Origin of the sequence: Acinetobacter piscicola, from assembly GCF_002233755.1 — a bacterium.
Classification (GTDB): Bacteria; Pseudomonadota; Gammaproteobacteria; order Pseudomonadales; family Moraxellaceae; genus Acinetobacter; species Acinetobacter piscicola.
In genome coordinates, this window is sequence record NZ_KZ268706.1 from 106,292 (window position 1) to 118,942 (window position 12,651).

Genomic DNA, 12,651 nt, shown 5'->3' on the forward strand with positions numbered 1-12,651 from the left:
CTCAAAAAATATGATACTCAATAATCAACTCAAACAAACAGGCACTTGGAAATGGGGAATCCTTTGTTTAGTTGTCCTTGCACCCTTTTTCTTTCTCACTTATGGATTTGCAAATAACTACGCATCGCAGTTGCTAAATGTACCAAGTATTGTTTATGACTGGGAAAAACACATTCCGCTTTGGGCATGGACCATTGTGCCCTATTGGTCTATTGACTTATTTTATGGACTGTCTTTGCTGTTATGTTGGAATAAATTTGAGCTTAAACAGCATGCGCTTAGGCTATTTACAGCACAGCTCATTTCAATCAGTTGCTTTCTGCTTTTTCCACTCAAATTTAGTTTTGAACGTCCTCCATTAGACGGATTCTTTGGTCTATGGTTTGATGTACTTATGGGGTTTGATAAACCTTTTAACCAAGCACCTTCTTTACATATCGTTTTATTGGTCATTCTTTGGGACTTTTTCCGCAGACACAGCACAGGTCATTGGAAATACCTTGTCGATATTTGGTCATTGTTAATTGGAATATCTGTACTTACCACATGGCAACACCATTTTATCGATATTCCAACTGGTTTATTGGCAGGTGCATTCTGTCTATGGCTATTTCCAATCACAGCAAAATCACCCTTTAAAAAAGATGGCTTGCAAATTTTAACACCAAAGCATTTAAAATTAGGCAGTTACTACCTTTGTGGCGCAGTGATTTGTCTTATCTTGGCATATGAACTCAAACCTTGGGGATTATGGTTACTCTACCCAGCGATCAGTCTATTTGGCGTAGCGTTAAGCTACGGTTTTGTTCGACCACATTTCTTCCAAAAACAAGCAGATGGTAACTTGAGCATCGCAGCAAAAATGTTATTTGCGCCCTACTTAATATTTGCATGGTTGAACAGTCGAATTTGGACAAAGAAACATCCTGAAGATTCCCAAATTTTTAAATTTGAAAATACAACCATTTTTTTAGGACGCATTCCAACGCATTCCACAACTCAAAAATATCAAGCAGTATTTGATTGTGTTGCAGAGTTACCCGTGAATCCTGACAGTTCATATTTTCAATACACCAGTTTAGACTTAATCCCCTTACAAGCAGACCAACTTCAACACGCTGTTGAATCTTTTAACCAATTGATTGATTCAACTTCAACGCAGAAGTCACAACAGAATGTATTGATTTTCTGTGCCTTAGGTTATTCGAGAAGTAGCGCTATTTTATGTGCTTGGCTGTTACAACAACAGCATGCAATGCATGTAAATGATGCAATTCAAATTGTTCAATCCGCTAGACCGTGGGTTAAGCTCAACGAAGTCCAAATCAAAAACCTCAATACTTATCAATTAAAATTGAAAGGATTAGCCCCATGAAAATGAATTTTTATGTGGTGGCTAAACTTTTATCTGCGACTAATGGTTTACTATTTTCAGGCTACATTGCTTTCATATTATCCGTTATAGCAATATTACTTAAAGGTTGGCAATCACTTGAATTTTGGATATTTATTATTCTAAGCTTCGGCATTATGATGATTCACCATTACGTGTCACTCAGGTTGAAATTTGATGCTGAGCTGATTGAAATTATGGCGCAACAATCTGATACTGTCTCAATCGAAAACTTAACGCAGCAGTTTGATCAATCATTGATGCAATTTAAACTCATACCTGAGTCGAAAGCTGGTCGTGATTGGTCTCTACGTTTTACAGGCTGTTACCGTTTGTTTAAACTGCAAATTACTTTACTGTTCATACAATATTTTGTTTTAATTATCTTAATTTATAAGTTATTGACACCATAAGCCTTTTTCTTTTGGTCGAAAGCCCATTGAAATTATTGATAAAATTGGTTTGCAGAATGAATAAAACTCCGCTTCAGAACGATAAAAATGTACCACTAGCGCAAACTCAAAATCATTTTGCGAGCAGTTCTATTGCTCGTCTGATTGCATTTTTTACACGTCGTGGCGCACGTCTACTGACTGGCGCGCGTAGTTTATGGATCGGTTGTCAGCCTGTGCCAAAACAGCGAATTTATTATGCAAATCATAATAGTCATATCGATTTTATTTTGCTTTGGTCATCTTTACCTAAAATGATGCGTCGAAAAACCAAGCCTGTGGCTGCTTCCGATTATTGGCTTAAAGATGGATTTCGACAATTTCTAATTAAAGATACGTTCAATGGTGTAACGATTCGACGTAATCAAGAAGATAATACTGACCCTTTACAACCTGTGAAAGATGCTCTTGAACAAGGTTATTCTATTATCTTTTTCCCTGAAGGTACGCGTAATCTGAATGATGATATTGAATTACTGCCTTTCAAAAGTGGTTTGTATAATTTGCACAAACAATTCCCTGAAATTGAAATTGTTCCTGTTTGGATTTCCAATTTAAGACGTGTCATGCCTAAAGGTGCATTTATCCCGCTGCCATTACTTTCTACAGTATGCTTTGGGTGTCCTTTAGAGCAACATTTAGAAATGGATAAAATAAGCTTTATTGATTATGCGCAAAAACAATTATTAGAATTAAAAGAGGTTGAGAATCAATGATGTTAAATAATCTTGATAAAACCTATCTCTTATTTGCTATTTTTGCAGGAATTTTAGTTTTTGCATCTACTGTTGGTTTTATTCTCAAACAAAAAGCGGGAGCTCAACCATCATCGGTTATAGATAATTTAAATGCACGAATCAATGCATGGTGGGTCATGCTGATCGTGATCGCTGCGGCCATTCTATTGGGTAAAACCGCATTTATTGTCTTATTCGGAATTATTTCACTCTTCGCACTTCGTGAATTTATCAGCCTGCTTCCCACCAGACGTGGCGATTATTTTCCTCTACTCATTGCATTCTATTTTGTTATTCCCTATCAGTATTATTTGGTTTATACCGACTGGTATGGGCTTTATTCAATCTTCATTCCACTCTATGTATTTTTGTTGATTCCAATTGCCAGTTTAAAACAAGAAGATACAACCCATTTTCTAGAGCGTAGTTCAAAAATTCAATGGGGACTCATGGTCAGTGTATTCTGTATTTCACATGTTCCAGCTTTGTTGAATTTGAAATTACCTGAATTTAAAGGTGAACCAATTTGGTTAGCCATCTGGTTAATCATGGTGGTTCAAGTCTCTGATGTTTTGCAATATGTTTGCGGTAAATTATTTGGAAAGCACAAAGTTGCACCTGTTTTATCGCCATCTAAAACTGTAGAAGGTCTACTCGGTGGTATTTTCTTAGCAACGGCTTTGGGTACTGCAATGGCGTGGTTAACGCCTTTTAGCTATGTTCAAGCGGCTTGTATTGGATTGGTGGTTTGTATCTTTGGCTTCTTTGGCGGTCTTGTGATGTCTGCGATTAAACGTGATCGCGGGGTTAAAGATTGGGGGCAACTCATTCACGGACATGGTGGAATGTTAGATCGTATTGATTCTATTTGTTTTTCTGCACCTATTTTCTTTCATATTTTAAGATATTGGTGGAGTTAATCGGCTGATACATAGGAAAAAAATAAATGAAAATCGAAAGAAGTTTTACTTTTTTAAGCCTAGCTTTTGTCTTACAAGGTTGTAGTTTTTTCAATAATAGCCCATGTCATGACGAACAAGTGATTGATTCGGTTAAAAGGCTATATGCCAATCAGATCAATATCAATCCACTTTCAAAAATTGACCAATTGCGAGCACGCCTAACGCAAAGTTCTACACCTGTTCAGAAAGATTCCCAATCTATAGTGGGTATCGAGCTAAAACAGATTAAACAACTGAATATTGAAAAATTAGAAACTGAGAATACCCAAGAATCACAAGCAATTCTCGATATTATTCATGATCGTTTCGAAGGTGCGCAATACATTTGCAAAGCAACGATCAAACAAGAGATTAATACATCAAAATTAACTGAAATCGCTCAACAACTGAGCCCAGAAAATTCAAAACTAATTCATAAGAATAAGCTGAATATTCCGATCATTTATGCGATCTATACGCAAGATGGTAATAAACCGTATGATGTTCAATATAGCCCTGAAAACACACTACATTTAATGCTTGCGATTATGTTAAAAAAAGCCAATTAACAGCCGTCAAATTTGTAGAATCATGAATGTGATGAAACCAAAAATTGATTAAATATTAACTTAATCTCTTAATAATTTTATAAAACTTCTATAATTGACACAATGCCTTATGCCACATAACATCAAAACACATTTAGACGACACGTTATTGGTTTTATTTTGAATTTTCGCAACCCTTTAAGAAACAGCCGCACATTAAAAAATACCGCTATATTCTCCCTTATACTGATTATGACAGGCTGTTCTTCTTTAGGTGGTGGCTCTATACAAAAACGTGCTGGAAAGCTCTCAACAGGTATTCAAAAAGCATATTCTATTTCGCCTGATGTCGCCAATCGTGTGTCACCAATGATTGTACAAAGCGCTGAACAATTTGATGTTGATCCATTATTGATCGCTGCAACCATTCGTCAAGAATCAAGCTATCGAAGTAATGCTGTATCACCTTCTGGTGCTGTCGGACTCACTCAAGTAATGCCTCGTTATTGGCAACAATCGTGTCCTGGTGATTTATACAATGAATATACCAATATTCGTTGCGGCACGATGATTTTGTCCAAATATAATCAATCTGCGGGCAGTTGGAAGAAAGCTTTGGCTTATTATAATGTTGGGCCAAGCAATTATGAGTCAAGTTGGAAAATGCGCCGCCAAGGCAAAAAATATGCAAAACAAGTAAAGAAACATCAAAAACAATTGAAGTCTGCTTTATAAAAGGTGAGATATAGTGAAGTCATAATTCAACAATAGATTTGTTCATAAAGGAGATCTTTATTTGGATATTGTTTTTTGTGTGGAATAATTTTAGGTATTATTTTTGGAAGATACGATCTGTATTGTTATAGGAAATCCTACAGTTTTTTTATGGATTATATGGAAAAATGCTCAAATAAATATCTACTGATATTATTTTCGATATTATATTTGTGTATTTTTATTTCTAGTTTTATATTTCTTGGTGCAATAATTTTTTATTTTTCTTTCTCTGATAAGATTAATCAAATAAATGGGATTTCATATTTGTTAGGTCTTTTGATTGGTTTCGGTCCTTTGATCTATACACGTAAAGAATAAAAAAGAGGTACTCCATGAAAATAAAATACCTAAGCATAGTGTTATTACTTTCACTTCAAAATACAGCGCTATATGCTGATATTGAAATGACTGAAATAGAATCAATTACAGATTTCACCGATCAAGTCATGGAAGCAAAGAATTTATCAGCAATAGAAGCACAAATTAAAATACAGATTTACCAAGCACAGCAAAATGTTCAAAAATTATTAAAATCAAATGATATGAGTTATAACGATTCTGTATATTTGCATAATTATGCCATTATCACCTCACAATATGCTGAATATTTACTTGAACAACATTGTACAGCGCCATCTATTCCCTATCAGAAAAAAACTGAGGATGCATATCTCGCACTACAAAAACGTGATCCAAACGATAAAATCGCACTCAATAATTTAGGATTATTTTATGCAAAAATGTCAGTTTATTACCGCAAGAATACCGATCCAACACCACGTTTAGAAAATTTGATTAAAGCTGAACAATTATTTTCATTATTAATAAAAATTGACCCAAAAGATAAAGAACATCAAATAAACTACGATGCAGTACTTAGTGACAAGCTGATGCTTTTACAAAAACATCATCTTGATTTTAATGAGCAAAAACGCTTGATGAATTTGCTCAAAAAGCCACTATTTCAATATTTATCTCATTCACAACAACAGTTAGATAATGTTGATATCGGTAATTTTCTGATTCTTGTACAACAGTACTATAAAATTTTGAATACAGAAAACCCTCAAACTGCCGAGAAATGGTTGATCAACAACCAATCGAAAATAGAAGCAATCGTACAGAAAAAATCTACACTTTCGCAGCGTGAAAATGAATTTCTAGCTGAATTCTATGCCCTACTTGGACAATCTGAACAGGCTTTATATTATTTAAAACGACTTGAAATTTCAGATGAAAGTACAACAGAACCTGATTCTATGGAAAAAGAACCTAATCTAGCAAATTTAAAATTAAATGCTGAATATCAACTTTGGTTTAAACAATATAAACATGATTATGAGGAATATCGTAAAGCAATTCCTAAACTGTGTAAAATTACTCAACTTGAAGCTGTTCAGCCCTAAAATATAGAGTGCTGAATATTGACTGATTAACGAACTAAACCTTGTGGTTGTAATATAATCAAAGCTGCACCTATTAAGACCACGGCGCCACCAAATAGATCCCAACGCGTTAAACTCACTTGATCAACAAATTTTAACCACATCAATGCAGTGAAAATATAAATTCCCCCATAAGCCGCATAAATTCGCCCTGAGGCTGCAGGATGTAAAGTTAATAACCATACAAATACTGCTAGGCTTATAACCGTTGGAATCCACAACCAATGGCTTTTATTTTGATTCAGAATTAAATATGGAAAATAACAACCTAAAATCTCTGCAATAGCTGTCACTAAAAGTAATAAAAATGTGGTGATCATTTTAGTCAGTTGAATGTCCATAAAAATATAATCGATACCTTGATTCATTCTACTTTTGTAGAACTTCTAAAATAATAAATTAAAAACATCATATATAGAAAAACCCGTGTAAACACGGGTTATCTTTGTTCAGCAAATCATAACGTCTTAAGCAGGTTCTGCAGTTTGGTCTTCAAACACTTCCAATGTAAGCCCTACAGCTTTACCATTTTCTTTCTTAACAGATACTGCCACATTACCACCATGATCTGCCAATTCACCGAATAGAATCATTTCAGCAAGTGGTTTCTTCAAGTGTTCTTGAATCAAACGTTGCATTGGACGTGCACCCATTAAACGATCGTAGCCATTTTCAGCCATCCAATCACGTGCACTTTGATCTACTTCTAGAACAACTTTCTTCTCATCAAGCTGAGCTTGTAATTCGGTCAAGAATTTATCAACAACAGATTCAATAACAGATGTTTGCAATGCTTTAAACTGAATCACGCCATCCAAACGGTTACGGAACTCAGGTGCAAAAGCACGTTTCATTGCTTCTTGATTATCATTGCTATTGTCTTGTTCAGTAAAACCGATACTGGTACGTGAAATGCTTTCAGCACCAATATTGGTGGTTAAGACAATAATCACATTACGGAAGTCTGACTTACGTCCATTATTATCCGTTAAAGCACCATGATCCATGACTTGCAATAACAAGTTAAAAACGTCTGGATGCGCTTTTTCAATTTCATCGAGTAACAAAACGCAGTGCGGATTTTTGTGAATCGCATCTGTCAGTAAACCACCTTGATCATAACCGACATAGCCTGGAGGCGCACCAATCAAACGAGAAACTGCATGACGTTCCATATATTCTGACATATCAAAACGTACAAGCTCTACACCTAACTGTTTAGCCAATTGTTTGGTGACTTCAGTTTTACCGACCCCTGTAGGTCCTGCAAAAACAAAACTACCTACTGGTTTATCTGGTGATTTCAAGCCTGCACGTGACAATTTAATTGCAGAAGCAAGCGCTGTAATCGCTTCATCTTGACCAAATACCACACGTTTAAGATCACGCTCAAGATATTCAAGTACAGATTTATCGTCTTTAGATACAGTTTTCGGCGGAATTCGTGCAATTTTAGACACGATATCTTCGATATTTTCAACTGTAATCAGCGTATCATCTTGCTCTGCTTTTAAGCGGCGTTGTGCACCAGCTTCATCAATTACATCGATGGCTTTATCAGGTAAAAAACGATCGTTGATAAATTTAGCAGACAATTCAACTGCTGAAATTAAAGCCATATCATCATATTTAACATGATGGAATTCTTCGAACTTCACTTTTAAACCACGAAGAATATCAATGGTTTCTGAAATTGAAGGTTCATTCACATCGATCTTTTGAAAACGGCGTGACAATGCATGATCTTTTTCAAAGACTTGGCGATATTCTTGGAATGTCGTAGAACCGATGCAACGTAATGTTCCATTTGCCAAAGCAGGTTTAATTAAGTTTGATGCATCCATCGTACTGCCCATACTTGAGCCAGCACCAATAATCATATGAATTTCATCAATAAACAAAATCGCTTCTGGTTTCTTTTTCAATGCATTTAAAAGTTGTTTTAAACGCTTTTCAAAATCACCACGGTATTTTGTACCTGCAACCAATGCACCAATATCAAGGCTAAAAACTTCAGCATTTTCTAGTGGTTTAGGTGCTTTACCATTCACAATGAGCCAAGCTAAACCTTCTGCAATGGAGGTTTTTCCGACCCCTGGATCACCGACTAAAAGTGGATTATTTTTACGGCGGCGGCATAAAATTTGTGCAGCACGTTCAATTTCTTTTTCACGACCAATTAAAGGGTCTGTTTTGCCTTTTTGCGCTTCTATATTCAAGTTAAGCGTATAAAGCTCTAAAGGACCTGCATTTGCAGAAGAACTTGATTCACCATCTAAATCATCAGATTCTTCTTCAACTTGAATTTCTTCTTTACGTGCGCCATGTGACAAATATTGTGTCAAAGTCAAACGGTTGATTTGATGACGTTTAAGTAAATAGACTGCAAATGAATCTCGCTCAGAATACATTGCAACCAGTACGTCTGCACCTTCAACAGTACGATCGCCACCACTCGATTGAACATGGAAAATGGCACGTTGCAAAATACGGTCAAAACTTTCAGTTGGATGCGGAGCTTGATCGCTGTTTTCACCTAATTTAGGTGTATGTTGCTCAACATATTCTTCCAACTCTTTACGTAAGCTTATAATTTCAGCACCGCATGCTTTCAATGCATTCACGGCAGAATCATTATCAAGCAAAGCCAACAATAAATGTTCAACTGTAAGAAACTCATGTCTCTTTTGACGAGCCATGCTAACAGCCAAACGTAGTGAAACCTCTAATTGACGACTGAGCATGAAACCCCCTTATTCTTTTGGCTCAATCTGACAAAGTAGCGGATGACCTTGTGATCGAGCGTAGTTATTTACCTGGTTAGCTTTCGTTTCTGCAATGTCTCGCGGATACACTCCAGCTTCACCCTTACCTTCATAATGTACTGTTAACATTACTTGAGTAGCTTGGTCAAGATTCAAAGCAAAGTATTGTTGTAAAATTTCAATAACAAAGTCCATTGGCGTATAGTCATCGTTCATTAAAACGACAGCATACATCGGTGGTCGCTTAACTTCAGGCGGCGCTGTTTGCACTGCAACATCATCTTGCCCATGGTCAGGATCGTCAGTATTACTCATACGTGTGTTCAAATGCCAATCGACATAGCCTGAATCTTGGAATGATGACTTGACTTCATTGAGGCTGATTTGACGCTTTATACTTCGCATAATATTTAGATACATAAATTATTGAGAATTTGCTTCAGCTTGTGGAACTTCAGCAGCAAATGCAGCTGTATTTTCAACAGCTTGTCCACGTGACCATGCAAAACGCTTAATCACAGGTGTTGCCCCATTTAAACGAATTTCAATGAATTGTGGATTAAACCCTTTCGGCATTGCCCAACGACCTGTCAGACGCTCATAATCTGCAAAATTATAGTTAGCGTCCTCCATTGGTACGGTAAGTACTTCTGTTCCACTGATGAGGCGAATTTCAACAGTACCCGTTGCACGTCTATTGCTTGGGCTCACTTGAATTAAATCCACTTGGTATTCATAAGCATTTTCAGGTAATGACTTTACCGCTAGATTTTGAACTGTCAGGCTTAGTCCACCACGCTGTTTTAAAACATCACGATAAATTAATCCTGTTACATCACTTTGCGTTTTTTCCGCATTGGCTTTATTCAAAGCTTCTAATAAATCATTTGAATTAGAAACAGCAACATCACGTTCTTGCACTGCCGCATTCAAATTTTTATTTAAATTACTTAAGCTTGCTTTTTGTTGCTTCACAACTTCGACCAATTGCTCAGCATCCGCATCATAACCAACGGCTGTCAGCCCTTGGCGATGTCCGACCGTATAACCTAAAAGAGAGCTCCCTAAACAAAGTACAACACCACCCACAAGCAATGGCATATTCTCTTGTATAAAAGATTTTTTAACTGTCTGAGTAGGTTGTGACGTGGTATTGGTTTCTGTGTTCTGCATCGTCATCTCTGATTATTGATAAAATCAAAACACACATTTAACCGCAAAGTTAAATGTGTGTGAAGTTATAAAGCGTTTCTTATGGTAATAATCCAATGCCCAGCAAGCCAGCATCTTCAGAAAAACCAAACATTAAATTCATATTTTGTACAGCTTGCCCTGCTGCGCCTTTCACCAAGTTATCTTGAACAGATAAAACAATCAATTTATTCGGCTGTGGTTTATACAATGCAATACGCAACTGGTTCGAACCGCGTACTGAACGCGTTTCAGGCGAACTATTTGCTGGCATGACATCGACGAAAGTTTCATTGGCATAAAATTGCTCATAGATACTTTGTAAATCTAACGCAGCACCTATATCTGTTAAATCGATATAAATTGTGCTGAGCATGCCACGAATCATCGGTACCAAATGCGGTACAAAAACAATATGGTCAAACACACCTTTTTGACCTGAAATATTTTCTAATGCTTCAACAATCTCAGGATGATGACGATGTCCAGACACACCATAGGCTTTAAAATTATCTGCATTTTCAGAATAGATCATACCTAAACTGGCTTTACGACCCGCACCAGAAACACCTGATTTTGCATCAATAATAATACTTTCAGGTTTAACCAATGTTTCAGCATGTTTAAATAATGGTGCTAAGCCCAATTGTACTGTTGTTGGATAACAACCAGGATTACCGACTACATTTGCATTTTTAATTTTGTCACGATTCAGTTCTGATAAACCATAAGCGGATTGTTTTAAAATGTCAGGACAGGTATGTTGCATACCATACCATTTTTCAAACTGTTCTAAATCTTGTAAGCGAAAATCTGCTGCGAGATCAATTACTTTGGTATTTGCAGCTAACAGATCTTGTGCATGTTGCATCGCAACGCCATGCGGTGTGGCAAAGAATACGACATCACATTTTTTTAATTCGTTGATGTTTAAATCTGAGTATTTAAGCTCTGTATGACCACGTAAACTCGGGAACATATCATCTACACGGCGGCCATCTTCTGTACGTGAGGTCAGTACATTGACTTGAACATTTGGATGTCGTAGTAAAAGACGCAACAATTCAACGCCTGTATAACCTGTTCCACCGACAATTCCAACTGAAATCACGTTCTTCACCTCAATTCAAAAGTATCCATTTTGTGAGGCTGTAGTATGACAGGAAGTTTGATTTTTCCAAACTATTTTGCTTGGGTTTTACGATATTTTGTGCACGATCAAAATTAAACTCAATAACTCGCTAGTCTCGGTTTTTGTTGATTTAAAACAGTCCGATTCCTGCCTGCGCGTTTTGCGTCGTATAATAATTTATCAGCAATATCTATACTTTTTAACAGATTACGTTGCTGCAATGGTGTTAACCCAAAGCTTGCTGTTAGTGATATTTTTTGAGCAGAAAATTGCTCATTTTCGATTGCGATACGTACTCTTTCAACACAATTATAAGCAGCTTCTATCTGTTCAACTTGTATTAAAATAATAAACTCTTCACCGCCGAAACGCCCTGCTAAATCATTTTCACCTATGTTTTTACTGATCATCTGTCCAATCTGCTGTAAAACTTGATCCCCTGTTGAATGGCCATATGTATCGTTAATTTTTTTAAAATGATCTACATCACACATGACTAAAAAGCATTTCTTTTGTGGTGATTGTGAAAATTTTAACTTTACAGCATCATAAAACCCGCGCCGATTCAATAGATGTGTTAAAGGATCTCTTGAACGCTCATCATTTAATTTAGCCACAATATCCCGAACCAATGTCCCCAATAAAACAATTGCAAACCATAAACTCGATAAAATACTGGCAGCCAACATCATTAACCACCAAACGGAAGTGACTAACATATGCATTTCAATATTCTTTAAAAATATGAAAATAATTAATCCACGTACAAAGCCGTATAACACGATCAGTAAATAAGAATAATCAACAATTTTATTTAATAAATCAGTTTGTTTATAATTTTTAAAAATAGAAAAAAGAACCAGAGATTCAACGATTGCAATCGTCAGATTCAAAACCAACATTCGCACCCAAAGCTGATCATTGAACAAAGAATAATAAGTTAAAAACGATACTGCAGAGAAAATCAAGACAAAAGCGAGTTTAGAATGTGCATTGGCATTTTTTCTTAAAGCCATTGCATACGCACTCGCCCACGCGCCAAATAAATACATTGCCCCTAAACATGGTGCACATAACGTTAGCATGTCATTCGATAAAAAACTTTGCGCAGCTAAGGCAAAAGAAGGCACAACATATCCAAGGCCTAACCAAAATAAATAAGCTGGTGCTTTAAAGAAAAAATAACAAATAAAGAATAAACCGCCCATCAATATCAAGCAGATAGGAACAATTAATAAAAAATAGTGAGTATCTGCAAAATCCACGTCTG

At 36.2% G+C, this 12,651-nt stretch carries 13 protein-coding genes; 7 read left to right on the forward strand and 6 right to left on the reverse strand.

The window, feature by feature from the left end:
• Nucleotides 1–10: 10 nt before the first annotated feature.
• From CDA10_RS03085 to CDA10_RS03115, 7 genes are all read left to right on the forward strand, one after another.
• Nucleotides 11–1,375 (forward strand): phosphatase PAP2/dual specificity phosphatase family protein, encoded by a 1,365-nt coding sequence (locus CDA10_RS03085; RefSeq protein WP_089604108.1) that lies wholly within the window; start codon nt 11–13, stop codon nt 1,373–1,375.
• Complete coding sequence (locus tag CDA10_RS03090; RefSeq protein WP_089604052.1) at nt 1,372–1,806, forward strand: hypothetical protein; 435 nt, start codon at nt 1,372–1,374, stop codon at nt 1,804–1,806. The genes CDA10_RS03085 and CDA10_RS03090 overlap by 4 nt, the downstream gene beginning before the upstream one ends.
• 56 nt (nt 1,807–1,862) lie before the next feature.
• Nucleotides 1,863–2,561: a lysophospholipid acyltransferase family protein gene (locus CDA10_RS03095; RefSeq protein ID WP_089604053.1), complete on the forward strand. Its 699-nt coding sequence runs from the start codon at nt 1,863–1,865 to the stop codon at nt 2,559–2,561.
• Nucleotides 2,558–3,502, forward strand: coding sequence for a phosphatidate cytidylyltransferase (locus CDA10_RS03100; protein ID WP_089604054.1), 945 nt, complete (start codon nt 2,558–2,560; stop codon nt 3,500–3,502). The genes CDA10_RS03095 and CDA10_RS03100 overlap by 4 nt, the downstream gene beginning before the upstream one ends.
• Before the next feature lie 26 nt (nt 3,503–3,528).
• Entirely contained in the window at nt 3,529–4,092 is a 564-nt protein-coding gene (locus tag CDA10_RS03105) for a hypothetical protein (RefSeq protein ID WP_089604055.1), read from the forward strand.
• A gap of 231 nt (nt 4,093–4,323) precedes the next feature.
• Nucleotides 4,324–4,806 carry a lytic transglycosylase domain-containing protein gene (locus tag CDA10_RS03110; protein ID WP_089604056.1) on the forward strand — a complete coding sequence of 161 codons (483 nt, stop codon included), beginning with the start codon at nt 4,324–4,326 and terminating at the stop codon, nt 4,804–4,806.
• A gap of 374 nt (nt 4,807–5,180) precedes the next feature.
• Nucleotides 5,181–6,254, forward strand: a complete 1,074-nt coding sequence (locus CDA10_RS03115) for a hypothetical protein (RefSeq protein ID WP_089604057.1) — start codon at nt 5,181–5,183, stop codon at nt 6,252–6,254.
• Nucleotides 6,255–6,280: 26 nt separating this feature from the next.
• On the opposite strand, the gene CDA10_RS03120 is transcribed toward CDA10_RS03115, so the two are convergent.
• The 6 genes from CDA10_RS03120 to CDA10_RS03145 form a co-directional block, all read right to left on the reverse strand.
• The gene (locus CDA10_RS03120) at nt 6,281–6,634 is read right to left on the reverse strand and encodes a YnfA family protein (RefSeq protein WP_089604109.1); all 354 of its coding nucleotides are present in this window, start codon (nt 6,632–6,634) and stop codon (nt 6,281–6,283) included.
• A gap of 126 nt (nt 6,635–6,760) precedes the next feature.
• Nucleotides 6,761–9,037, reverse strand: a complete 2,277-nt coding sequence (gene clpA / locus CDA10_RS03125; protein WP_089604058.1) for an ATP-dependent Clp protease ATP-binding subunit ClpA — start codon at nt 9,035–9,037, stop codon at nt 6,761–6,763.
• A 9-nt stretch (nt 9,038–9,046) separates the two neighbouring features.
• A complete protein-coding gene (clpS, locus tag CDA10_RS03130; protein WP_089604059.1) occupies nt 9,047–9,463 on the reverse strand; it encodes an ATP-dependent Clp protease adapter ClpS in 417 nt (138 codons plus the stop codon).
• An 18-nt stretch (nt 9,464–9,481) separates the two neighbouring features.
• Nucleotides 9,482–10,231: a DUF6776 family protein gene (locus tag CDA10_RS03135; protein WP_089604060.1), complete on the reverse strand. Its 750-nt coding sequence runs from the start codon at nt 10,229–10,231 to the stop codon at nt 9,482–9,484.
• A gap of 79 nt (nt 10,232–10,310) precedes the next feature.
• Nucleotides 10,311–11,360, reverse strand: a complete 1,050-nt coding sequence (gene argC, locus CDA10_RS03140) for an N-acetyl-gamma-glutamyl-phosphate reductase (RefSeq protein WP_089604061.1) — start codon at nt 11,358–11,360, stop codon at nt 10,311–10,313.
• A 119-nt stretch (nt 11,361–11,479) separates the two neighbouring features.
• Nucleotides 11,480–12,589 (reverse strand): GGDEF domain-containing protein, encoded by a 1,110-nt coding sequence (locus CDA10_RS03145; RefSeq protein ID WP_089604110.1) that lies wholly within the window; start codon nt 12,587–12,589, stop codon nt 11,480–11,482.
• Between the last annotated feature and the right edge of the window lie 62 nt (nt 12,590–12,651).